A 23923-nucleotide genomic window follows, 5' to 3' on the forward strand; every position below is an offset into this window, starting at 1 on the left:
CAAAACCAATTTTCTTGTGTGTTTTGTTTGTGCTCGGGGGGTTCGCTCCTCCCGTCCCCCGGGGGGCGTCGTCGGCGGTGCCCCGCCGGGGGGGCCCCCCCCGCCCGGGGGGCCCCCCCCTCGGCGTCGGCGTCACGCAGGCGTCATGAGCTCAGCTCGGCCGCCACCAGCTCCGCGATCTGGACGGCGTTCAGCGCGGCGCCCTTGCGGAGGTTGTCGCTGGAGACGAAGAGGGCGAGGCCGTTCTCGACGGTCTCGTCCGGGCGGATGCGCCCCACGTACGAGGCGTCCTTGCCGGCGGCCTCCAGGGGCGTCGGGATGTCGGACAGGGCGACACCCGGGGCGCCGGCCAGCAGCTCCGTGGCGCGCTCGACGGAGAGCGGGCGGGCGAAGCGGGCGTTCACCTGGAGGGAGTGGCCGGAGAAGACCGGGACACGCACACAGGTGCCGGAGACCTTCAGCCCGGGGATCTCCAGGATCTTGCGGGATTCGTTGCGGAGCTTCTGCTCCTCGTCGGTCTCGTGCAGTCCGTCGTCCACCAGGGAGCCGGCGAGCGGCAGCACGTTGAAGGCGATGGGGCGCTGGTAGACCTGCGGCTCGGGGAAGTCCACCGCCTCCCCGTCATGGGTCAGCTTGTCGGCGTCGGCGACGACCTTCTGCGCCTGGCCGTGCAGCTCCGCCACGCCCGCGAGACCCGAACCGGACACCGCCTGGTAGGTGGCGACGACCAGCGCCTCCAGGCCCGCCTCGTCGTGCAGCGGCCGCAGGACCGGCATCGCGGCCATCGTCGTGCAGTTCGGGTTGGCGATGATGCCCTTGGGGCGGTCCGCGATCGCGTGCGGGTTCACCTCGGAGACGACCAGCGGAACCTCGGGGTCCCGGCGCCAGGCCGACGAGTTGTCGATCACGACAGCGCCCTGCGAGGCGACCTTCTCGGCCAGCGCCTTCGACGTCGAGCCGCCCGCGGAGAAGAGCACGATGTCCAGGCCGGAGTAGTCGGCGCTGGAGGCGTCCTCCACGGTCACCGGCTTGCCCTTGAAGTCGATCGTCGAACCGGCCGACCGCGCCGAGGCGAACAGACGCAGCGTCTCGACGGGGAAGTCCCGCTCGACGAGGATCCTGCGCATGACCGTGCCGACCTGACCGGTGGCTCCGACGATTCCTACCTTCACGGCGACTCCTAGCTCGCGTTCCTGCGTACGTACGACAGGGCCCAATGACCCCATCATGCGTCTCACCGGGGGCCACGTGTCCAATCCTTTGCCCGCGGAATGGGACGGCCCGTGTGACGTATGCCTCCGTCGGGCGCCGGGAAGCCGAGGGGGCGGGGACGAACGTTTCCGCCCGCCCCGGCGTCGTAGAGGAAACGCGGCGAGGGGAGGGGTGGCTGTGCTGCGCAGAACGGCCCGCCGCGTTCAGGGGGTGGACGACCCCCTGGACGCGGTTCAGGAGCGTCGGGTGCGTGCGGTGCTCGCACTCGGCGGAGTGCCGCAGACGGACCTGCCGGACGGGGTGCAGCAGGTCCGTCTGCGGCTGCTGGAACGTGCGGCGAAGGGGGACGAGGCGCCGCGTGACGTGTCCGCGTGGGCGGCGGTCGTCGCCTCGAACCTGGCGATGGACTGGCACCGTGCCAAGCGCCGGCAGGAGCGGCTCGGCGAGCGCCTCGCGGGACTGCGGCAGCCGGCACACGATTCGGGCGAGGAGTCGAGCGTGCTCTCGCTCGCCGTGGCCCGGGGTATGGACGAGCTGCCCGACGCCCAGCGTCAGGTGCTCGTCCTGCGTTTCTACGCCGATCTCCCGGTGCGCGACATCGCCGAGGAGCTCGGCATACCGGAGGGCACGGTCAAGAGCAGGCTGCATTCGGCGGTCCGCGCGCTGCGCGTCCGCCTGCACGAGGACGAGGTGGTGTGACGTGGCCGAGTACGAAGGCAATCCGGTCGCCGACGCGCTGCTGGCCGCGATCACGGACGAACCGCTGCCCGAGGGGGCCCGCGACGACGCGGAGTTCCTCGCCGAACACCGGTCCGCGGTGGCGGACGTGGCGCTGCTGCGGGAGCAGCTGACGCTGATCGGGGACGCGTTGGCGGACGGGACGGAGAGCGCGCTGCCGGTTCCGGTACGGGCGTCGAAGAAGCGCGCCCGGCGTGCGGACCGGGCACCGAAGCAGCGCACGCGTCGCCCGGATCCGGCTCCCGGCAGCCGTCGGCGCCGCCCCCTGGCCCTGGTCATGGGCACGCTGGCAGCGACGGTCGCGGCCACCGTGGTCGCCGGCATGGGCTGGCTCGTGGTGAATTCCGGCGGCGGGGCGGCCGACGACACGTCGAACGGCGCGTCGGGGGCGAAGGCGCCCGGCGGGGAGGCGGACAGCAAGGGCGGCTCGTCGGACGCCTCGTCGGCCCCCTCGGTGCTCTCCTCGCCCGAGATGCACATCGCGTGCTCGCGGGTCCTCGTCGAGGGGACCGTGGTCAGCATCACCGCGCGGGACGACGGGGACGTTCGCGTCGTGCTGAAGGTGAAGCGCTACTACCGGCCGGAGCGGTCCGTGCGGGACCACCCGACGATCGCCGTCACCCTGGACGGCATCGCGCGCGAGGATCTGAAGCCGGGCACCTACACCCTGCTCCGCGTGCCCGTGCACGCCGAGGACCGGCAGGACTGGGAGGTCGGCTGGGGCGTCGGCGACGCCCGCAAGGACATCCTCAAGGCACTGCCCGGAGCCGAGGGGCTGGCGTGTTCGGCGGCCCCGGAGCAGATGGAGGACGACTGACGGCGGCGGCCCCGAAGCAGATGGAGGACGACTGACAGGGGCGGCACGCGAGGCCGGCCGACAACGCCGCTGGACGGACACGAAGAGGGCGGGCGCCCGTATCGGACGCCCGCCCCCGTTGCCGTAGTGATTACGGCGCCGTAAGAGCTACGGCGTGACCTTCTCGATCTTCACGCTGCCGATTCCCGCGACCGTGCCGCGGGAGTTCACCAGCTGGACCTGACCGAAGAACTCGCGCCCGGCGGGCGCGGCGGCCGCGGCGGTGACCGAGGCGGACACCGTCGCCGAGTCACCCGTGCCGAGCTTCACCGGCGCGGACCCGTCGACCGTGACCTGGCCGAGCGAGGAGGAGAAGAACACGTCCCGGTAGTCGTACGCGGTGGAGCCGGACGGGACGGCGTAGCCGACGACCTCGATGGTGTACGTCCCGGCGGCCGGCGAGGGGACCGAGACGGCCTCCTCCGAGTCGCCGTCGGCGGACGAGCCGACGACCGTGCCGGCGGCGTTCTTCACCGACAGGTCGAGGTCGGCAGCGGCGTCCGAGACATTGCCGATGGCGACGTCGAGCGACGTGGCGCCCGCGGGCACCTCGACCGTGGTGGTCTGCGTCACGCCTTCGGTGATGGTCGGCCGTGCCGTCTTCGAGGAGCCGAGCGGGCCGCCCTTCAGCGAGCCGTCGAGCGCGGCGTAGTTGTTCGTCACCTTCCAGGAGGCGGGGGCCGGGGTGCCGACCTTGGCCTCGGGGACGGTGACGACGGCCGGGTCGAAGGCCGCGCCGAACACGGCGGCGTCCAGCTTGTAGGGGTTGTCGAGCAGCGGCGACGTGCGGCGCGCCTCGACCTCGATCTCCCATACGCCGGCCTGCGGGTCCGGGTACGAACGCAGGTCGGGGCGGCAGCCGTTGCCGTCGAGGTAGTTGTTGTAGCAGTTCGGCGTCGACGTGACGTCGACCGGAACGCCGTAGGGGTGGATGGAGATGAAGCGGGTCTGGCTCTTGTCCTTCAGCCCGCCGATCGCGACCTCGAGGGACTTGGCGCCCTCGGGGACCGTGAGGAAGTACGACGTGGTGCTGTTGCGCTGCACCGAACCCGACGCGGAGAACGTGTACTTGACCGGCGACGCGACGACGACGGTCGACAGGATCTGCTTGTCGATGCCCTCGGTGCGCGGGTCGTCGACCTCCAGGATCGCGCTCTTGAGGCCGGCCGAGGACGGCTTGGCGGCGATCTTGACGGTGACCGGCTTGTTCAGCCCCAGCGACACCTCGTCGGAGCCCACGATGCGGAAGGTGCCGCCCGCGTTGTTCTCCAGGTGCAGCTCGTGGCGGATCGCCCGGTCGGCGCCCGACGTACGGGTGATGGTCACGTCGTACGTCTTGGACTGACCGGCCTTGAGGCCGCCCTCACGGTCGTACAGGCCGGTGCCGAAGCCCGGCGTCTTCAGCGCGGCGTCGATCGCGGTGTCGACCGGCGCCTTGACGGTGTAGTCGTGGGCGGTGGCGTCGTCCTTGATGGAGTCCCACGCGTCCACGATGTTGATGAGGCCCGCGCCCTCCTCGTACGCCTGCACACCCTTGATGTGGTCGGCGGTGGAGGTCAGCGCGGTGCGCAGGGTCGCCGGGGTGAGGTCGATGCCCTTCTGCTTGGCGGCGCTCAGCAGCAGTGCCGAGGCGCCCGCGGCCTGCGGGGACGCCATCGACGTGCCCTGGAGCATCGAGTAGCCGGCCGGCAGCGTGTAGCCCGCCTCGGCGACCGGCGAACCGGGCAGCCAGGTCTGGGTGCTGTTGATCGAGGCGCCGGGGGCGGAGAGGACCGGCGCGAAGCCGCCGTCCTCCCGCGGACCGCGCGAGGAGAAGGGCATCATCGCGTACGACTTCTCCACCTGGGAGCCGTAGTTGGCGGCCCAGGTCTGCTTGGAGATGGCCGCGCCGACCGAGATGACCTTGTCGGCCAGGCCGGGGTCGCCGATGGTGTTGGCACCGGGGCCGGAGTTGCCCGCGGAGATCACCAGCTGGACGCCGTAGGTGTCGATGAGACGCGTGTAGAGCTCGGCGCGCGCGTTGTTGCCGTCGTTCAGCGCGGGCAGCCCGCCGATGGACATGTTGACGATGTCGACGCCACGGTTGGCGACGAGGTCGATCATGCCCTCGGTCAGCGCGACGTTGGTGCAGCCGCCGGTCCAGGTGCAGGCACGCGACGAGACGATCTTGGCGCCGGGCGCGGCACCGTTCATCTTGCCGCCGAACAGGCCGTTCGCGGAGGTGATGCCCGCGACGTGCGTGCCGTGCTCGGACTCGATGATGCCGATGTTGACGAAGTCGGCCTTCTTGCCGACCCAGTCGCCGCCGTACGGGTCGGTCGGCACGTCCTTGCGGATCTCGACGACGAACGGCTGGCGCTCGGCGACGTCGGTCGCCGGGTTGTCCGTGCCGAAGTAGCCGATCTGGAAGCCGTCCTTGTACGGCTTCATCGGCTCGTCGTCGGTGAAGTCCTGGTTGTTGTTCAGGTCGACGCGGACCGTGCCGGCCGCGGCGTCGTACAGGATGCCCCAGGCGTCGGTCTTGTCGCCGTCGCGGTTCACGTCGCCGTTGGCGTCACCGCCGACGGACGCGGACTCGCGGAAGAGGTTGACCTGGTAGTCGCCCGCGGGGGCCTTCCAGGTGGCGCCGCCGTAGGTGAACACGGGACCGGTGACCGGGTTGGTCATCCGGCGCCAGGTCGCGTCGGCGTCGGTGATCGGGTCGGTCGAGGTGACCCAGTCGACGATCTTGCGCTCGCCGGTGGTCGTCTTCTGCAGCGCGGGGTGCGCCAGGTCGACACCGGAGTCGAGGATGCCGATGGTGACGCCCCGGCCGTCGGACTTCGGGTGGTCCTTCACGAAGTCGACGGCGCCCGTCTCGAAGGACGGGTTGTAGGGGTTCTCGGCAGGCGTGGTCTTGGACGGGCCGGAGTACGTGGCCGCCGAACCCGCCTTGGCCGAGGCGCCCTTGGCCGTGTCGGCGCTCGGGGTCGGGTCGTCGAGCGCGATCTCCTGGCGCAGGTCGATGCCGTGCACGGAGGAGAGCTTCGCGGCGCCGGCGATGGCCGCTTCGGCCTTCGCGGTCGGGACGGTGGCGCGGACGTAGCCGAGCTTGTCGTAGGTGCGGCCCACGGAGCCGCCCTTCACCGCGTCCAGCTGGTCGGCGACCTGCTCGGTCTGGCCGGGGGCGGTGGCGATCATCATCGTGACGTTCTTGGCACCGTCGGCCTTGGCCTCCGCGAGGAGGTCGGCGTCGGCCGAACCGAGCTTGGCGCTCGCGGACTTGGTGCCCGGGTCCGCCGTGGCGGGTGTGTGGTCGGCGGAGAAGGCCATGGGTATGGGCCCAGCCGCGGAGAGCGCGGCCATCAGGCCTGCGGCCACGGCTACGCGGGCCACGCGTCTCGCGCCCGATATCGGAGCGCGCTGAGGGTCGGGGGTCATCAGCATCCCTTGTAGGTAAAGGAACGAGCTCTGGAACGATCGGTCCCGGGATCTGCGGGGCCGATCGCATCAGTCCGGTATGTGGACCCGGATGACCGCTCAGCTTTACCTAAGGGGCAGTTGTTTGGGGAGAGTTGACCGGGGCGGGATGAAATCATGGCGTACTTCCGCCATACGCCATGACGGTCAAACCAGCTCGGGAAGGGACATTCCCGCAGTCCTGGATGCCCCCTGTGAGTGTTTAGCCCTCCTTCGTGCGCGCGTAGTGGCGGGACGCCTTCGCGCGGTTACCGCACGCGGCCATCGAGCACCAGCGACGGGTGCCGTTCCGCGAAGTGTCGAAGAAATGCAGGATGCACGAGCCGTGGGCGCAGCGCCGGATGCGGTCCGGGGCGGTGGTGAGCAGCTCCAGATAGTTGCGGGCCGCGAGCCAGGCGGGCCGCCAGGCGGCGTCCGCGAACTCGGCGCTCTCGCCCGGTCCGGCGGCGGTCAGCGTGACCCTCACCCGCCCGTGCGCGAGGACGGCGTCGATGCGCTCCGCCCCCTCCGCCAGGGATCCGTCGACGGCGGCGCGCAGCGCGTCGCGCGCCTGGCGGACGTGCCGGAGGGTCGCGTCGTCGGCCGGGGCGTCCAGTCCGTTCGCGGCCAGCCACACCGCCAGTCCCTCGGTGCCGGTCAGCAGGTCCTGCACGGCTCCCTCGCGCATCCAGCGGGTGTTGAGGAGGTCGAGCGAGACCGGCTCGCCGGTGAGCGGACGCGGGTCGGAGGTGCTGGGCATGGCGGACGGCTCCCTTCGCTGCTAACCGGTCAAGAGTACGTGACTGGTTGCGTCTGCTGATTCTAACCTTTAATCTCGAAATCAGGGGTTAGCCCGCTCCGGGGCTGCCACACCAGAGGGGACCGCCATGACACCGCGCACCGGCCACATCGGCCTGAACGTCACCGACCTCGACCGCTCGCTCGGCTTCTACCGGGACGTGCTCGGCTTCGAGGTGCTCGGCGAGGGCAAGGAGGAGGAGCGCCGGTACGCGTTCCTCGGCGAGGGCGGCACCCTCGCGCTCACGCTGTGGCAGCAGGCCCGGGGGCCGTACGACGCCGGCCGTGCCGGTCTGCACCACCTGGCCCTCGAGGTGGACTCGGTCGAGCGGGTCGGGGAGTACGAGACGGCGCTGCGCGCCTACGGCGCGGAGTTCGCCCACGAAGGCGTCGTCGCCCACCGCGAGGGCTCGGCGTCGGGCGGCATCTTCTTCCACGACCCCGACGGCATCCGGCTGGAGATCTACGCGCCGAGCGGCGCCGACGAGGCACCGGCCCCCAGCGGCTCCGCCCCGACCTGCGGCTTCTTCTAGGGCGAGGCATGTCATTTCCAGGGAGAGGCACCTCATGACGTATCACTCCGGCTCGCGCGCCGTGCAGGACCGGGTCGGCGTCCGCGACCTCGCCGACCACGTGGGCCGGGCCGTCGGACAGGGCATCCGCCCGGTGGCCGCCGCCTTCCTGGAGCAGCAGCCGATGCTGGTGCTCGGCGCCGCCGACCCGGCGACCGGCGCGGTGTGGGCCTCGCTGCTCACGGGGGAGCCCGGTTTCGTACGGGCCACCGGACCGCACCGCGTCTCGGTCACCGGCGCGCCGCGCGAGGCCGACCCGCTCGCCGGCGCGCTCCGGACGGACGGCACCCCCGTCGGCACCATCGCGCTCGACCCGCGCACCCGCCGCCGTATGCGCCTCAACGGACGGGCGCGCCCGACTCCCCGCGGGTTCGTCGTCGAGGCCGACCAGGTCTTCGCCAACTGCCCGAAGTACCTCCAGAGAAGGGAGTCGTACGAGAGCGTCGAGCGGCCGCCGGCCGAGGCCCGCCGTTCCACCGGACTCACCGCGCGGCAGCGGGAGTTCATCCGGGCCGCCGACACCTTCTTCCTCGCGACCGTGCACGCGCACGGTGCCGACGCCAGTCACCGGGGCGGCAACCCCGGCTTCGTGCGCACCGGCCCACCGGACGGAGCGGGTCCCGACGAGCTGAGCTGGCGCGACTATCCCGGGAACTCCATGTTCCTGACCCTCGGCAATCTGGCGGCCGACCCCAGGGCGGGGCTGCTCTTCCTGGACTGGACATCGGGCGCGGTCCTCCAGCTGACCGGCACGGCCCGGACCGAGTTCGGCGCCGACGGGGCGACCCGCACCGTCCGCTTCTCGGTGACCGGTGTCGTCGAGACACCCGGGGCCAGTCCGCTGCACTGGTCGCCGCCCGAGTACTCACCGGCCAACCCCGAGCTGCCGTAACGTCGGCGCATGCGCGAGGAGTTGCGGGTGGCGGCCTACGCCGTGTGCGTGCGGGACGGCCGGATGCTGCTGGCCCGGTGGGTCGCCGGGGACGGCACCAGACGGTGGACCCTGCCCGGCGGCGGCATGGACCACGGGGAGGACCCCTACGACACCGTCGTCCGCGAGGCCGAGGAGGAGACCGGCTACACCGTCGAACCGGTGGCACTGCTCGGTGTCGACTCCATCAAGCGCGTCTATGCGCGCCGGCTGGGCGGTACCGCCGACTTCCACGGACTGCGGATCGTCTACGAGGCCCGGATCACCGGCGGCGAGCTGCGGTACGAGACGAACGGCTCCACCGACATGGCGGCCTGGCACGCGCTGGAAGAGGTGCCCGGCCTCGACCGGGTCGGGCTCGTCGACGTCGGCCTCGCCCTGTGGCGCGGGCGCCCGGCGACCGGACGGGCCGTCGACGCCGAGTAGGGCGGCCGAAGCCGCCCGAAGGGGTTCAGTACCCCGGAAGATGAACACGGAGTGACCGCTTCCAGGCCGTTCGGGAAGGGCTCGATGGACGCGCAGGGTAGTCCAAGATCCACGTACGGTGATCGGCGTTGCGCGTTGCTGTCCAGTTAACGTGCAGGTCATTCCCGGTGCCAACGATCCAGTATGAGCGGGGAGTTCGCGAAACGAGCCCCCCGCGACCACTGCCGACGCGTTCGCACTCGGGGAGATCGCGCCATGTCGCGCATACGCTCTGTCGCCACTGCCGCCGCCACCTCAGCCACCGCTTCGCTGGACCGCCGGGCCCTGCTCGCCGCGGCCGGTGCCGTGTCCCTTTCCGCGGGCGTCGGGTACGCCCTGCGGCCTGGCTCCACGGCCCACGCCGCCGCGGGCGAGGCGCCCGCCGCGGCCGGGCAGGCGGCCCTCGCGGTGTCCCGACAGGCACCCGCCGCCCCTCTGGCGCCGTACACCCGCGGCACCACGCTGGCCTCGGTCGCGGCGCCCCGCGGCAGCTCCGGCTACCGCCGGCTCGGTGACGGTCCCGCCTGGTCCCGGGTGGTCCGCGGCGAGCTGGCCGCGCCCAAGGCCGGCCGCGCCGGCCGGCGCACCGCGCTCGCCTCCTTCGTGCAGTTCACCGACCTGCACCTGGTGGACGTCCAGCACCCGCTGCGCTACGAGTACCTGCGCGCCCAGACGGCCAGCGCCTGGCGCCCGCAGGAGTCCCTGTCGGTGGCCGGCGCGGTGTCACTCGTCGAGCGGGTCAACGCGCTGCGGGGAGCCCCCGTCACCGGCTCCCCGCTCCACTTCGTGATGACCACCGGCGACAACACCGACAACAACTCCAAGACCGAACTCGACTGGTTCCTCAAGGTGATGAGCGGCGGCCGCATCACCCCCAACTCCGGGGACCCGCGCCACTACGAGGGCGTCCAGAACAGCGACCTCAAGCTGTACTGGCAGCCCGACGCGGCCCTGCGCGACGCCGACAAGCAGCTCGGCTTCCCGCGCATCAAGGGCTTCCTCGACGCGGCGATCCGCGAACTGCAGAGCCCCGGACTCGGCCTGCCCTGGTACTCCACGGTCGGCAACCACGACGCCCTGCCCGGCGGTTGCTACGCGCCCGGTGACTCCTTCTTCGCCGACTTCGCCGTCGGCGGCAAGAAGCTGATGACCCTCGACTCGGCGGCGGGCAAGGCGATCTGGGACAACGTCAAGAACGGCGGCGACCCCAAGGGCGTCGACTTCAAGGCGATGCTCAAGTCACAGGCCCGCCACATGCGTTCGGTCACCCCGGACGAGGCCCGCGCCCCCTTCACCTCCGCCGAGTACCTCAAGGCACACCTGGACCCCGCCCACACCGGCCCCGGCCCCATCGGCCACGGCTACTCGCAGGCCAACCTCGCCTCGGGCACCCAGTACTACGCCTTCCGCATCGCCGACGACATCCTCGGAGTCAGCCTCGACTCCACCGACCCGGGCGGCCACTACGAGGGCTCGGTCGGCACGGCCCAACTGCGCTGGCTGGACAAGACCCTGCGCGACAACAAGGACTCGTACGTCATCGTCTTCAGCCATCACACCAGCAAGTCGATGCGCAACCTCCGCGCCGACCCGGCACACGCCGGCGAGAAGCGGCACAGCGGCAGCGAGCTGGTCGCCCTGCTCGGCAGCCACGCCAACGTCCTGGCCTGGGTGAACGGACACAGCCACAAGAACGCCATCACCCCGCACGCGGCCACGGCCGGCGGCTCCTTCTGGGAGATCTCGACCGCCTCCCACGTCGACTTCCCCCAACTCGCCCGCGTCATCGAGGTGGTGGACAACAAGGACGGCACCGTCTCCCTGTTCACCACCCTCATCGAGTCCGCGGCCCCGCACCGCACGGACTTCGCCGACCTCAGCCAGACCGGCCTGGCGGCGCTCTACCGCGAGCTCGGCTTCAACGCCCCCGGCTCCCGCTCGACGCTGTCCGGCAAGGCCGGGGACCGCAACACCGAACTGGTCCTGAAGAAGGGCTGATTCCGGCTCAACCGTCGAAGCGGCAGGCAACTGTTGCCGCTGCGCCCCGGGTCCCTCCCCGTGACCACGGTCGTTGCCGTGGCCAGTGAACAAAGGGGGAACACATGTCAGTGCGTACGGGACTGGTGGGAGCGGCCGCGGTGGCGGTCGCGGTGAGTCTGGCGGGGCCGGCGGTGGCCGCCCCGGCCGCGGTGGACCACGCGGCGACCCGGCGGGCCATGGAGGCCGCCGTGGACAGCGGCGTCCCGGGCGTCGCCGCCCAGGCCAAGGACCGGAACGGCACCTGGAAGGCGGCGTCGGGTGTCGGCAACCTCAGGACGGGCAAGGCCCGCGGCGCCGACGACCGCTACCGCGTCGGCAGCATCACCAAGACCTTCGTCTCCACGGTCCTGCTCCAGCTGGAGGCGGAGGGCAGGCTCTCCCTGGACGACAAGGTCGAGAAGTGGCTCCCGGGCGTGGTGCAGGGCAACGGCCACGACGGCAGCCGCATCACCCTGCGCCAGCTCCTCAACCACACCAGCGGCGTCTACGACTACACCTCGGACGAGGACTTCGGCCGTACGTACTTCCTCAAGGACGGCTTCTTCGAGCACCGCTACGACACCCTGACGCCCCAGCAGCTCGTCGGCATCGCGATGTCCCACAAGCCGGACTTCGCTCCCGGCACGTCCTGGAGCTACTCGAACACCAACTACGTCGTCGCGGGCATGGTGATCAAGAAGGCCACCGGGCACTCGTACGCCACGGAGATCCGCCACCGCATCATCGAGCCCCTCGGCCTGCACGCCACCGTGGTGCCCGGCACGTCGGCCAGGCTGCCGCAGCCGAGCAGCCGCGCCTACGGCAAGCTCGCCGAGACGGCGACCGGACCGACCTACGACGTCACCGAGATCAACCCGTCCCTGGCCTCCTCCGCCGGCGAGATGATCTCCGACTCCGGCGACCTGAACCGCTTCTACTCCGCCCTGCTGCGGGGCAGGCTGCTGCCGGCCGCGCAGCTCGCCGAGATGAAGGCCACCGTCAAGGTCGACGTGATCCCGAACACCGGCTACGGCCTCGGACTCATGGACCGCGAACTGAGTTGCGGAGTCCATGTCTGGGGTCACGGCGGCGGCATCCACGGCTCCACCTCGGAAGCCGTCACCACCGCCGACGGCCGCCACTCCCTGTCCTTCAACTTCAACAACGACTGGTCGGGGGACAGCGACGCCGTGATCGAGGCGGAGTTCTGCGGCACGTGACGTGACTCGGCGCCGTACGCGGGGCAGGAAGGCCTGCCGGGCCCGGACGCGTACGAGGAGGGGCCGCCGGTGATCCCGGCGGCCCCTCCTCTCCCTTCCTGATGTCTCCCCGGTCCGTCACTACCGGGGAAGCACCACGACATAGGCCGCCGGATCACGGTCGCCCGACGCCATCAGGGCGGTGCGCACGACGGTCGCCTGCTGCTCCATCGCGTCGCGCAGCTTCTTCGGGGTGATGTGGACGACGGTGATGCCCAGCCGCTCCAGGTGCTCGCGCTTGCGGGCGTACTCGGACCAGAGGGCGTCCTCGTCCGTACGGGGTGCGCGGGTGTCCAGCTCGACGGCCACGGCCTGCTCGGGCCAGTATGCGTCGAGGCCGCCGAGGTGGGGGCCGCCGGGCAGCCGCAGGTCCACGTTCCACACCGGGTCGGGCAGCCCGTGGTCGCGGACCATGCGGTAGAGCCGGTCCTCGGCGATCGAGCGGCCCTCGGCCAGCAGGGAGTCCACCGCGTCCACCACGTGCGGCCGGCTCAGCAGCCGCGCCTGGGTCAACTCCCGTACCACCGCCGCCGGTTCGCAGTGACCGCCGCGCACGGCCTCCGTCAGCAGCCGGCGTACGACATTCGCGTCCACGATGTCCGCCACCGCGTCGGCGAGGGCGCGCGGGACCGGGGCCACGGGCACGCCGGTGACCTGTTCGGGGGCCGGCATCGACGCGGTGCGCACGATGTGGGCGCAGCCGGTCGAGCGCAGCCGGCGCAACCGGGGCACGAGGACGTCGATCCGGTCGAGGGAGAGCAGCGGGGGCGCGGAGGAGAAGCCGTGCAGGGTGAGGGCGGCCAGGCCGGTGATCATCGCGTCGGCGTACGTGGGCCGGTGCGGTTCGTCCGCGCTCGGCTGGACCGGGACGCCGGGCGCGGTGTCGCCGATGGGCGAGCGGGCGGCGTACATCAGGAGCGCGTGCAGCCGCTCCTCGCTGGTGGGCGGGCCGGGGTGCAGCAGGCAGACCCCGGGGAGGATCTGCTGCCACGGACCACCGGGACGGCACTGCTCGTTCACCTCGGCGGCACTCACACCGTGGGCCCGCAGCTGCGCGGTGGTCAGCACGCGCCGCTGTGCTTCGCAGAGGTGGCGGAGGGGGCGGGGGGAGAGCGGGGTGTTGTGGGTCATGACCCGGGGTTTCCCGCGACTGATCCGTCCCCTAACCGCTGTTACACGCCCGTCGACATATCAGGACAAGCTCGCCCTAAAGTACGGGCGTTCGACTGCCGAAAGCGGCTGGTCCGGATGGGGGTCAGCAGGGGTTACGGCTCTGAATACCTGTATTTCGTAACCACTGTTTTGTGCGACCGGAGGGCACCGGGGCTGTCTCCGTGCGACCGGAGGGCACCGGGGCTTTCTCCGTGCCACGGGAAGACACCGGCGCTCCTTTCGTGCCACGGGAAGACACCGGCGCTGTTTCGTGCCACCGGAGGGCACCGGCGCGTGCCGGTGCCCTCCGGTGGGCTCATGGTCCGGGGTACTCAGCCGGCGGCGGCCACGTCGCAGGCCTGGGCGCGCAGGGTGCGGGCCAGGTCGTCCCGGGCCTCCAGGACCAGCCGCCGCAGCGCGGGCGGCGCATCCTCGTGCGCCGACAGCCACGCGTCCGTGGCGTCCAGCGTCCCGGGCGAGTCCTGCAGGCCGGGGAACAGGCCCCGGACCACGTCCATCCCGATCTGGATCGACCGCTCCGCCCAGATCCGCTCGATCGCCGCGAAGTACTTCGGGGCGTACGGCGCGGTCAGCTCGCGCTGGGACGGCTGGTCGAAGCCGGCGATGGTCGCCTCGGCCAGCGCGTTGGACAGCGCGTCGGACTCCACGACCGACGCCCAGGCCTGCGCCTTGACCGCCGCCGACGGGCGGGCGGCGAGGCAGCGGACCTGATGGCGCTTGCCGGAGGCGGTGTCGTCGCGGGCGAGCTCGGCCGCCAGCACCGACTCGTCGGCCGCCCCGTGCGCGGCGAGCGGCTCCAGGAACGCCCACCGCAGCTCCTGGTCGACGTCCAGGCCGTCGATCTTGGACGTGCCCTCCAACAGGCCCCCCAGCAGCTGGAGGTCGGCCTCGTCGGCGGCGACCCGGGCGAAGAAGCGCGCCCAGGTGAGCTGCTCCTGACTGCCCGGCGCGGCGAGCCGGAGCTCCTTGAGCGCACCCTGGGCGAGGAGCCGCCCGCCCTCGGTCCGCCAGGCGGGGGCCGCGTAGTGGGTGAGCGCCGAGTTCGCCCAGGCGTGCAGCATCTGCAGCACGCCGATGTCCGACTCGCGCCCCGCGAAGCGCAGCACCAGGTCGATGAAGTCACGGGCGGGCATGAGCGCGTCGCGGGTGAGGTTCCACAGCGCCGACCAGCACAGCGCGCGGGCCAGCGGGTCGGTGAGATCGCCCAGCCGGTCGCGCAGCGTCGCCAGGGAGTTCTCGTCGAAGCGGATCTTGCAGTACGTCAGGTCGTCGTCGTTGACCAGGACGAGCTCGGGTGCCTCGGCGCCGACGAGTTCGCCGATGACCGTACGCGGGCCGTCGACGTCCACCTCGGCGCGCGCGTAGCGCTCCAGGGTGCCCTCGGGTGTCCGCCGGTACAGGCCCACGGCCACCCGGTGCGGCCGCAGTTCGGGGTGCGACTCCGCCGCCTCCTGCACGACGGCCAGTTCGGTGATCCGGCCGTCGGCGCTCAGGATCACCTGCGGGGTGAGGGAGTTGACGCCGGCGGTCTGCAGCCAGGACCGCGACCAGGAGGCCAGGTCGCGCCCGCTGGTCTCCTCCAGCGCCGACAGCAGATCGCCGAGACGCGTGTTGCCGTAGGCGTGCCGCTTGAAGTAGCGGCGGGCGCCTTCGAGGAACGCGTCCTGGCCGACGTACGCGACGAGTTGCTTGAGCACGGACGCGCCCTTGGCGTACGTGATGCCGTCGAAGTTGAGCTTGGCGTCCTGGAGGTCGCGGATGTCCGCCGTGATCGGGTGCGTGGACGGCAGCTGGTCGGCGCGGTACGCCCACGCCTTGCGGCGGTTGGCGAAGGTGATCCAGCCGTTCTGGAAACGGGTCGCCCCGACCAGCGCGAACGCGCCCATGAAGTCGGCGAAGGACTCCTTGAGCCACAGGTCGTCCCACCACTCCATGGTGACGAGGTCGCCGAACCACATGTGCGCCATCTCGTGCAGGATGACGTTCGCCCGGCCCTCGTACGACGCCTGCGTCACCTTGCCGCGGAAGATGAACTCCTCGCGGAAGGTGACGAGTCCGGGGTTCTCCATCGCGCCGAGGTTGTACTCGGGCACGAACGCCTGGTCGTACTTCCCGAAGGGGTACGGGTAGTCGAAGTGGTCGTGGAAGAAGTCCAGGCCCTGCTTGGTGACGAGGAAGACGTCGTCCGCGTCGAAGTGCGGCGCGAGACCCTTGCGGCACATCGCGCCGAGCGGGATCTCCAGCGTCGTACCGTCGTCGAAGGTGCGGGAGTAGCGGTCCGTCACGTAGTGGTACGGGCCGGCCGCGAACGCGGTGATGTACGTCGAGATCGGCTTGGTCTCGGCGAACCGCCAGACGCCGTCCGCGAGTTCACCGACGCCGTTGCTCCACACGACCCAGCCCTCGGGGGCCCGCACGTCGCAGCGGAAGGGGGCCTTGAGGTCCGGCTGCTCGAAGTTGGCGAAGACGCGGCGGGAGTCGGCGGGCTCGTACTGCGTGTACAGATACACCTCGCCGTCCTCCGGGTCGACGAAGCGGTGCATGCCCTCGCCGGTGCGGGAGTAGGCGCACTGGGCGTCGACGACGAGTTCGTTGTCGGCGGCGAGGTCGTCCAGCCGGATCCGGGAGCCGTCGAAGACGGCGCCCGGGTCGAGGTCCCTGCCGTTGAGCGACATGGCGGTGACGCCCGGTGCGATCAGGTCGGCGAAGCTGGACGCGCCCGGCTCGGCGCAGCGGAACCGGACGGTCGTCACCGAGCGGAAGGTGCGCGGCTCGCTCCCGGCGTCCCCGACGGCGGACCGCAGGTCGAGGGACACCTCGTACCCGTCGACGGACAGCAGCGCGGCCCGCTCCTGGGCCTCGTCGCGGGACAGATTCTCACCGGGCACGGGCGGCACTCCCTCGGGACGTCCTGGATGTGGGTGAACAGGACCGATCCTGCCATGTGCCCCTGACGGAGCACACCCGGGAATGGGTGGGGCGAGCGCCGGTGTTGCCGGAGGAAACAGTTCTCTTGAGGAGAGTCATGTCGGAGAAGACCCCTGTCGACTTCTGGTTCGACCCGCTGTGCCCCTGGGCCTGGATGACCTCGCGCTGGGTGCTGGAAGTGGAGAAGGTGCGCGACATCAAGGTCAACTGGCATGTGATGAGCCTGGCCGTTCTGAACGAGCCGAAGCTGGACGAGCTCCCCGAGGAGTACCGGGAGCTGCTCACCACCAAGGCGTGGGCCCCGGTCCGGGTGGTGACCGCGGCCTGGCAGAAGCACGGCGCCGACGTGCTCGGCCCGCTCTACACCGCGCTCGGCACCCGCATCCACAACCAGGGCGAGCAGGACGCCCGTGCGGCGATCGCCGGGGCGCTCGCCGACGTCGGCCTCCCCGCGGACCTGATCGACTACGCCGACCAGGACGACTTCGAGTTCGACGCCGAGCTGCGCGCCTCCCACAAGGAGGGCATCGACAAGGTCGGACAGGACGTCGGCACGCCCGTCATCGCCGTCCCCGGCGCCGACGGCGAGCAGATCGCCTTCTTCGGCCCGGTCGTCACCCCGGCCCCCCAGGGCGAGGCCGCCGCCAGGCTCTGGGACGGCACCCTGCTGGTCGCCTCCACCCCGGGCTTCTACGAGATCAAGCGCAGCCGCACGGCGGGCCCGGACTTCAGCAACCTGTAGTCCGCGGCGGGAGGGTACGGGGGGCCCTCAGTCGAACACCGGCATCTTCTGCGGCGGGTCGAAGGGTTTGGCCAGCCCGGCCCTGCGGATGTTGCGGCAGTCCTGCTCGGTGCTGACGCAGATCCAGTAGTTCTCCACGTACGCGTTGGGCTTCTCCAGCTTGGCCAGCTTGCGGATCACCTCCCGCTCGCGGTCGTCCTGGGGCTGGCGGTGCGGCTGGTAGGTGCCGCAGGTGTGGCACGGGTAGGACTTTTCCCTCGGCATGCGACCACCATCACCCGGAGTCCCGCATACCGGAAGCCCTGCGCGGCGAGCTGTGGGCCGTTCGGTGGAGCGGGCAGGGGAAAGCCCCCGCGAGTCCTGTCCTCGCGGGGGCTTTCCTTTCCTCCGCCTGCCACGTGAAGGGTGAGAAGACGATCACGAGCAGGGCGTTTCCTGTCGCCCTCAGGGGGCGAGCAGCAGGACGTCCGCGCGGGACTTCGCGGCGGCGTAACGCTTCGCCACGTCCTGCCAGTTGACGACGGCCCACATGGCGTCGATGAAGTCGACCTTCTGGTTCCTGTACTGGAGGTAGAAGGCGTGCTCCCAGGCGTCGAAGACCAGGACCGGCGTCGAGCCCTGGCCGACATTGCCCTGGTGGTCGTAGACCTGCTCGACGATCAGCCGGCCGCTGAGCGGCTCGTACGCGAGGACGCCCCAGCCCGACCCTTGTGTGGTCGCCGCGGCCTTGGTGAGCTGCGCCTTGAAGGCCTCGAACGAGCCGAACGACTCCGTGATCGCGTCCGCCAGGTCGCCCACGCCGTCCGCCGCGAGCGGCTCGCCGCCGCCCTCCCCCGTCATGTTGTGCCAGTAGATCGAGTGCAGGATGTGGCCGGACAGATGGAAGGCGAGGTTCTTCTCCAGGCCGTTGACCGACCCCCACGACTCCTTGTCCCGGGCCTCCGCGAGCTGCTCCAGCGTGTCGTTGGCCCCCTTCACGTACGCCGCGTGGTGCTTGTCGTGATGCAGCTCGATGATCTCGGGGCTGATCACCGGAGCGAGCGCGGCGTAGTCGTACGGCAGTTCGGGAAGTGTGTACACGGCCATGCCAGGTCCCCTCTGACTTCTTATTGCAAAGTACTTGCAACTGCACGCTAGCAGCAAGAGAGTGGTGGAGCGCGCCGGGGCCCGCACAGGCGCACCCGCGCCGGGGGAACCGGGCCCGGGCGGGTCAAAGGGCGCCCGCGCCGGGGAAACCCGGCCCGGGCGCGCGAAAGGGCCCTCGCACGAAACCTCCTCCGTGCGAGGGCCCTTCGGTGCCGTGCCGCCTTGGCCGCCTTGTCGGATGCGGGCGGGTGCCGGATGCCCGGCCTGCCGGTCAGGCGCGGGCGCGCCTCCGCTGCCGGCCGTAGCCGACGGCCGCCAGGAACAGCGTCATCGCGCCCGTCGAGTACAACTGCACCCGCGTGTCCGGCCGGCGGGCCATCAGGACGAGGATGGCGGCCATCGCGGCGAGCGCGACCCAGGTGAGCGCCGGGAACAACCACATGCGGACGACCAGCTTGTCCGGCGTCTCGCGCTCCAGCCGGCGCCGCAGCCGCAGCTGCGAGACGGCGATGAAGATCCAGACGACCAGGATCACCGCGCCGATCATGTTCAGCAGCCAGGGGAAGACGTCGTCAGGACGCCAGTAGCTGAGCAGGACGCAGCCGAAGCCGAAGACGGACGAGACGAGGACGCCGGCGCGCGGGACGCCGCCGGAGACGCGGCCCAGCACCTTCGGGCCCTGCCCGCGCGCCACCAGGGAGAACGCGATGCGCGAGGAGCCGTAGATGTTGGCGTTCATCGCCGAGAGCAGGGCCACGAGCACGACCACGTTCATCAGCTGCGCGGCCCCCGGAATGCCCAGCTGGTCGAGGGCGGCCACGTACGGGCCCTGCTCGACGACCGCCTTGGAGTCCCAGGGGACGAGGGTGACGATCACCGCCATCGAGCCGATGTAGAAGAGCGCGATGCGCCACATCGCCGTCCGCACGGCGCGTGCCACGCCCTGCACCGGGTTCTCGGACTCGGCCGCCGCGATGGTCACGGTCTCCAGACCGCCGTACGCGAAGACGGAGGCGAGCAGTCCGATGACGAGTCCCTCGCTGCCGTTCGGCAGGAAGCCGCCCTCGCCGGTGAGGTTCGAGACGCCGGGGGAGTCCGTGCCGGGCAGGACCCCGGCGACGGCCAGCACGCCGAGCACCAGGAACAGCGTGATCGCGCCGACTTTCAGCGCGGCGAACCAGAACTCGAACTCGCCGAAGTTCTTCACCGCGGCGAGGTTGGCCGCGCAGAAGACGACCATGAACAGCGCCACCCAGGCCCACTGGGGCGTGCCCGGCAGCCAGCCGTTGACGATCTTCGCGGCGCCGATGCCCTCCAGCCCGACGGCCGTGCACAGCAGCACCCAGAAGGCCCAGCCGGCGCTGAAGCCCGCCCACGGTCCGATGGCCCGCTCGGCGTGCGCGGAGAAGGAACCGGAGGAGGGATACGCGGCCGACATCTCGCCGAGCATCCGCATCACCAGCATGACGAGCAGGCCCGAGACGGCGTAGGCGATGACGATCGACGGCCCGGCGGCGGCGATGCCCGCACCGGAGCCGACGAACAGGCCCGCGCCGATCACCCCGCCGAGGGCGATCATCGACAGATGGCGCTGCTTGAGTCCGTGCGTGAGCGGTTCCGCGGGGGCGGAGGCGACGCCGGCCGACGGGCCGGCGTCGGGAGCGGTCCGAGACATGGGCGCGGGTGGTCCATTACGTGAGACGGGGCAAAAACGCCCACAGTCTGGGCAGCCTCTCCGCTCAGAGGGAGAGGCTGCCCACTATACGGACGGGTCCGCTACGGACCGTAGGAGCCCGGTGGCGCGGGGAGACCGGCGGGACCGGCTCGGCGGGCGGGGTTCAGGCGGCGACCGACGTGTAGTGCGAGGCGTCACCCGCGATCGCGTAGCTCTCCTTGCCCGCGATGCCGACCGGCACGTCACCGGCGACCGTCACGCGGTGCAGGCGGCGCGGCAGCCCGTCGTAGTTGTCGATGGCGTAGTGCTGGGTGATCCGGTTGTCGAACAGGACGAGCTGGTCGGGGGACCAGCGCCAGCGCAGGATGTTCTCCGGCCGGGTGACATACGCCTGGAGCAGGTCGAGGATCTTGCGGGACTCGCCCACCGAGAGGCCGACGATCCGCTGGGCGAAGCCGCCGATGAACAGCCCGCGCTCACCGGTCAGCGGGTGGACCCGGACGACCGGATGGGCGGTCCGGTACGCGATGGACGTGAACTGGGCGCGCTGCTCGGCCTTTTCCTCGTCGATCTCCTCGTCCGGCACCGCGTAGTCGTAGTCGTTGGTGTGCTCGGCCCACAGGGTGTCGGCCAGCAGCCGCAGCGGCTCGGGCAGATCGCGGTAGGCGGCCGCCGAGTTGGCGATCAGCGTCTCGCCACCGTACGGCGGGACGACGAGGCTGCGCAGGGTGCTGGCCTGCGGCGGGTTGAGGACGAAGGTGACGTCGGTGTGCCAGTGGTTGGCGCGGCCCCGCTCGCTGTCCACCGGGAGCACGTTCGGGGCGCCGTCGATGGCGGGCACGGTCGGATGAGCGGTGGTGAGGTCGCCGAAGTGGCGGGCGAAGTTCTGCTGCCCCTCGTCGTCCAGGTCGACGTCGTCGAAGACGAGGGCCTTGTGCTGGTTGAGAGCGTCGCGCAGCGCGGCGACGGTCACGTCGTCCAGGGGCTTGGCGATGTCGACGCCGGACACCTGGGCCCCGATGTGGGCGGTGACCTTGGTGATCTCGAGATCGGTCATGGGAGACGGTCCTTTCAGCGGGTGGCGAGTGCGGGGGACTGGGGTCCCCCCTGGTCGAGCGGGGCCGGGAACTCGGCGGAGTACTGGTTGGCGGGGCGCGGCAGGCCGTAGCGCTCCCGCAGGGTCTGCCGGGGGCCGTACTCCGCGCGCAGCAGGCCGCGGTCGCGCAGGATCGGCACGACCTGGTCGACGAAGACCTCGAGGCCGGACGGCAGCAGGGCGGGCATGATGTTGAAGCCGTCGGCGGCTCCGCCCCGGAACCACTCCTCGATCGCGTCGGCGACCTGCTCGGGCGTGCCGGTGAAGGTGAGATGACCGCGTCCGCCGCCGAGCCGGCCGATGAGTTCGCGGACGGTGAGCCGCTCGCGCCGGGCGAGCTCCACGACCAGCGTGTAGCGGCTCTTGGCCCCCTCGATGGCGCTCTCCGGCGGCAGATCGGCCGGCAGCTGGGCGTCCAGGCCGAGCGCGCCGGGCTCCAGGTGCAGCAGGTGCGCCAGCCGGCGCAGCCCGTGCTCGTAGACGATGTGGTCCTCCAGGACGGCCTCGTGACGCCGGGCCTCGGCCTCGGTGGAGCCGATCACCGGGACGATGCCGGGCAGGATCTTGAGGTGACCGGGATCGCGGCCGGCCGCGCTGGTACGGGACTTGAGGTCGGCGTAGAACGCCTGGGCGTCGGCCAGGGTCTGCTGTGCGGTGAAGACCGCCTCCGCGTACCGGGCCGCGAACCGCTTGCCGTCCTCCGACGAGCCGGCCTGCACCAGGAGCGGGTAACCCTGCGGCGTCCGGGGCACGTTGAGCGCGCCCTCCACCTGGAAGTACGTCCCCCGGTGGCGAGGCGGATGCAGCCTGCGCTCGTCGCCCCAGACCCCCGCCGCCTTGTCCGCGACGATCAGGTCGTCCTCCCAGCTGTCCCAGAGCTTGAGCGCCACGTCCAGGAACTCGGCGGCGCGCTCGTAACGGGTGGCGTGGGCCGGCTGTTCGTCGAGGCCGAAGTTGCGGGCGGCCTCGGCGCCGGCGGTGGTGACGATGTTCCAGCCCGCGCGGCCACCGCTGATGTGGTCCAGGGAGGCGAACCTGCGGGCCAGGTTGTAGGGGGAGTTGTAGGAGGTGGAGGCGGTGGCGATCAGGCCGATGTGCTCGGTCGCCGTGGCCAGCGCGGTGAGCAGGGTGATGGGTTCGAGGGTGCCGGAGGGGCGCTGGCCGACGCTGTTGAAGAGGACCGGGCCGTCGGCCAGGAAGAGCGAGTCGAAGGTGCCGCGTTCGGCGATGCGGGCGAGGTTGCGGTAGTGCGCGAGGTCGACGCTCGCGTAGGGGTCGCTCTCGGGCAGCCGCCAGGAGGCCTCGTGGTGCCCGGTGTTCATCAGGAAGGCGTTGAGGTGCAGTTGGCGTGGCGTGGTCACTTGTGGTCCTCCGTGACGCCCAGAGCGGCGAGCAGGCGCTCGCGGTACTCGCCGAGCAGTGGGTCGCGATACGAGCGGGGATGCGGGGGTTCGATGGTCAGGTCGAGGCCGATCCGGCCCCGGTCGAGCACCAGGACCCGGTCGGCGAGCACGATCGCCTCGTCCACGTCGTGGGTGACGAGCAGGACGGAGGGCCGGTGGCGCTCCCACAGCTCACGCAGCAGAACGTGCATCCGGATCCGGGTGAGTGCGTCCAGAGCGCCGAACGGCTCGTCGGCCAGCAGCAGTTCGGGCTCCCGGACCAGCGAGCGGGCCAGCGCGGCACGCTGGGCCTCCCCGCCCGACAGCTCGTTGGGCCAGGCCCGCTCCCGGCCCGCGAGCCCCACCTCGGCGAGGGCGGCGCGGCCGCGCGCGTCGGCGTCCTTGCCCTCCTCGCCGAGCAGGACGTTGTCGAGGATGCGGCGCCAGGGCAGCAGCCGGGAGTCCTGGAAGACGACGGACACCCGCTCGGGAGCGGTCAGACTCCCGCTGCCCGCGACCTTGTGGTCCAGCCCCGCGACGGCCCGCAGCAGCGTGCTCTTGCCGGAACCGCTGTGCCCGAGCAGAGCGGTGAACTGGCCCGCCGGAAGGTCGAGGTCGATGTTGTCGAGGACCTTGCGGCCGTCGAAGGAGCGGGTCAGCCCGCGGAGCCGGACGGCGTGCTCCTGCCGCAGGGAGGTCAGCTGCTCAGCGTGCGTCGCCATGACAGCACCTTCCGTTCGATGAGACGGACCGCGCTGTCGGAGACCAGGCCGAAGACGCCGTAGATCAACAGGCCGACCAGGATGATGTCCGTACGGCCGTAGTTCTGGGCCTGGAACATCATGTAACCGAGGCCGCTGGTGGCGTTGATCTGCTCCAGGACCACCAGGGACAGCCAGGAGCCGGTGACCCCGAGCCGGAGTCCGACGAAGAAGCCGGGCAGCGCGCCGGGGATGACGATCTCCCGGATGAAGCGCACCCTGGACAGCCCCTGGACCTCCGCGAGTTCGACGTACCGGTGGTCGATGCCGGACAGCGCGGCGTGCAGGTTCAGATAGATCGGGATGTAGACGACGATGGCGATGATCGCGATCTTGAAGGTCTCGCCGATGCCGAGCCAGAGAATGAACAGCGGGATCAGACCGAGCGTCGGGATCGCCCGGTTGAGCTGCACCGTCCCGTCGATCAGGGCCTCGCCGACCCTGCTGAGCCCGGCCGCGAGCGCCAGCAGTACGCCGGCCGTCAGACCGAGGGCGAAGCCGTACGCGGCGCGCTCCAGGGAGGTGAGGACATCGGTGGGGAGGGTGCCGTCGGTCCACAGCTGACCGGTGGTGCGTACGACCGTCCAGGGCGCCGGGACAGCGCCCGGGTCCAGCTGCCCGGCGGCGGACGCGAGGGCCCACAGGGCGGCGAAGAGTACGGGCCCGATCAGCCGGGAGGCAGGCAGCCGCTTGCCCGGCGCCAGGCCCCGGCGCCGCCTGGCGCGCTGCGGCCGGTCGTCGCTCTGCTCGGCCGCGGGTACGGGGATCGCGGCGGTGGTAGTGGTGGTCATG

Annotated in this window: 20 protein-coding genes; 8 read left to right on the forward strand and 12 right to left on the reverse strand. The window is 71.2% G+C overall.

The genetic code is table 11. The features are described from left to right. Positions 1-143: 143 nt before the first annotated feature. Entirely contained in the window at positions 144-1172 is a 1029-nt protein-coding gene (locus ACFVYF_RS15260; RefSeq protein ID WP_389455676.1) for an aspartate-semialdehyde dehydrogenase, read from the reverse strand. Positions 1173-1383: 211 nt separating this feature from the next. Between ACFVYF_RS15260 and ACFVYF_RS15265 the strand changes: the two genes are divergently transcribed. Then, a complete protein-coding gene (locus tag ACFVYF_RS15265; protein ID WP_389455677.1) occupies positions 1384-1911 on the forward strand; it encodes a sigma-70 family RNA polymerase sigma factor in 528 nt (175 codons plus the stop codon). 1 nt (position 1912) lies between these two features. After that, positions 1913-2767 carry a hypothetical protein gene (locus ACFVYF_RS15270; protein WP_389455678.1) on the forward strand — a complete coding sequence of 285 codons (855 nt, stop codon included), beginning with the start codon at positions 1913-1915 and terminating at the stop codon, positions 2765-2767. Between the two features lie 147 nt (positions 2768-2914). Here ACFVYF_RS15270 and ACFVYF_RS15275 read toward each other — a convergent pair whose 3' ends face one another. Together ACFVYF_RS15275 and ACFVYF_RS15280 are read right to left on the reverse strand one after the other, a co-directional pair. Beyond that, complete coding sequence (locus tag ACFVYF_RS15275) at positions 2915-6226, reverse strand: S8 family serine peptidase (protein ID WP_389455679.1); 3312 nt, start codon at positions 6224-6226, stop codon at positions 2915-2917. A gap of 241 nt (positions 6227-6467) precedes the next feature. Next, a complete protein-coding gene (locus ACFVYF_RS15280) occupies positions 6468-7004 on the reverse strand; it encodes a CGNR zinc finger domain-containing protein (protein ID WP_389455680.1) in 537 nt (178 codons plus the stop codon). A gap of 127 nt (positions 7005-7131) precedes the next feature. On the opposite strand from ACFVYF_RS15280, the gene ACFVYF_RS15285 reads away from it, so the two are divergent. From ACFVYF_RS15285 to ACFVYF_RS15305, 5 genes are all read left to right on the forward strand, one after another. Beyond that, positions 7132-7575, forward strand: a complete 444-nt coding sequence (locus ACFVYF_RS15285) for a VOC family protein (RefSeq protein WP_389455681.1) — start codon at positions 7132-7134, stop codon at positions 7573-7575. Between the two features lie 34 nt (positions 7576-7609). Further along, on the forward strand, positions 7610-8506 hold the full coding sequence (locus ACFVYF_RS15290) for a pyridoxamine 5'-phosphate oxidase family protein (protein WP_389455682.1): 897 nt from the start codon (positions 7610-7612) through the stop codon (positions 8504-8506). Positions 8507-8515: 9 nt separating this feature from the next. Then, the gene (locus ACFVYF_RS15295) at positions 8516-8971 is read left to right on the forward strand and encodes an NUDIX hydrolase (RefSeq protein WP_389455683.1); all 456 of its coding nucleotides are present in this window, start codon (positions 8516-8518) and stop codon (positions 8969-8971) included. Positions 8972-9226: 255 nt separating this feature from the next. After that, on the forward strand, positions 9227-11008 hold the full coding sequence (locus ACFVYF_RS15300) for a TIGR03767 family metallophosphoesterase (protein WP_389455684.1): 1782 nt from the start codon (positions 9227-9229) through the stop codon (positions 11006-11008). Positions 11009-11112: 104 nt separating this feature from the next. After that, entirely contained in the window at positions 11113-12249 is a 1137-nt protein-coding gene (locus tag ACFVYF_RS15305) for a serine hydrolase domain-containing protein (RefSeq protein WP_389455685.1), read from the forward strand. Positions 12250-12369: 120 nt separating this feature from the next. Here ACFVYF_RS15305 and ACFVYF_RS15310 read toward each other — a convergent pair whose 3' ends face one another. After that, positions 12370-13419, reverse strand: coding sequence for a hypothetical protein (locus ACFVYF_RS15310; protein WP_389455686.1), 1050 nt, complete (start codon positions 13417-13419; stop codon positions 12370-12372). Between the two features lie 353 nt (positions 13420-13772). Beyond that, entirely contained in the window at positions 13773-16349 is a 2577-nt protein-coding gene (gene pepN / locus ACFVYF_RS15315; RefSeq protein ID WP_389455687.1) for an aminopeptidase N, read from the reverse strand. Between the two features lie 137 nt (positions 16350-16486). Here pepN and ACFVYF_RS15320 point away from each other — a divergent pair, with 137 nt between their 5' ends. Continuing rightward, positions 16487-17131 (forward strand): DsbA family protein, encoded by a 645-nt coding sequence (locus ACFVYF_RS15320; RefSeq protein ID WP_389455688.1) that lies wholly within the window; start codon positions 16487-16489, stop codon positions 17129-17131. A gap of 27 nt (positions 17132-17158) precedes the next feature. Here ACFVYF_RS15320 and ACFVYF_RS15325 read toward each other — a convergent pair whose 3' ends face one another. From ACFVYF_RS15325 to ACFVYF_RS15355, 7 genes are all read right to left on the reverse strand, one after another. Next, complete coding sequence (locus ACFVYF_RS15325) at positions 17159-17395, reverse strand: hypothetical protein (RefSeq protein WP_389455689.1); 237 nt, start codon at positions 17393-17395, stop codon at positions 17159-17161. Positions 17396-17575: 180 nt separating this feature from the next. Then, complete coding sequence (locus ACFVYF_RS15330) at positions 17576-18217, reverse strand: superoxide dismutase (RefSeq protein ID WP_389455690.1); 642 nt, start codon at positions 18215-18217, stop codon at positions 17576-17578. A 271-nt stretch (positions 18218-18488) separates the two neighbouring features. Then, positions 18489-19892 carry an amino acid permease gene (locus ACFVYF_RS15335; RefSeq protein WP_389455691.1) on the reverse strand — a complete coding sequence of 468 codons (1404 nt, stop codon included), beginning with the start codon at positions 19890-19892 and terminating at the stop codon, positions 18489-18491. Positions 19893-20055: 163 nt separating this feature from the next. Continuing rightward, a complete protein-coding gene (locus ACFVYF_RS15340) occupies positions 20056-20949 on the reverse strand; it encodes a TauD/TfdA dioxygenase family protein (protein WP_389455692.1) in 894 nt (297 codons plus the stop codon). 14 nt (positions 20950-20963) lie between these two features. Then, positions 20964-22349, reverse strand: a complete 1386-nt coding sequence (locus tag ACFVYF_RS15345) for an LLM class flavin-dependent oxidoreductase (RefSeq protein ID WP_389455693.1) — start codon at positions 22347-22349, stop codon at positions 20964-20966. Then, the gene (locus ACFVYF_RS15350; protein WP_389455694.1) at positions 22346-23092 is read right to left on the reverse strand and encodes an ABC transporter ATP-binding protein; all 747 of its coding nucleotides are present in this window, start codon (positions 23090-23092) and stop codon (positions 22346-22348) included. The genes ACFVYF_RS15345 and ACFVYF_RS15350 overlap by 4 nt, the downstream gene beginning before the upstream one ends. After that, on the reverse strand, positions 23068-23922 hold the full coding sequence (locus ACFVYF_RS15355) for an ABC transporter permease (RefSeq protein WP_389455695.1): 855 nt from the start codon (positions 23920-23922) through the stop codon (positions 23068-23070). Before ACFVYF_RS15355 ends, ACFVYF_RS15350 begins: the two co-directional genes overlap by 25 nt. Between the last annotated feature and the right edge of the window lies 1 nt (position 23923).

The organism is Streptomyces sp. NPDC058274 (assembly GCF_042881375.1).
GTDB lineage: Bacteria > Actinomycetota > Actinomycetes > Streptomycetales > Streptomycetaceae > Streptomyces.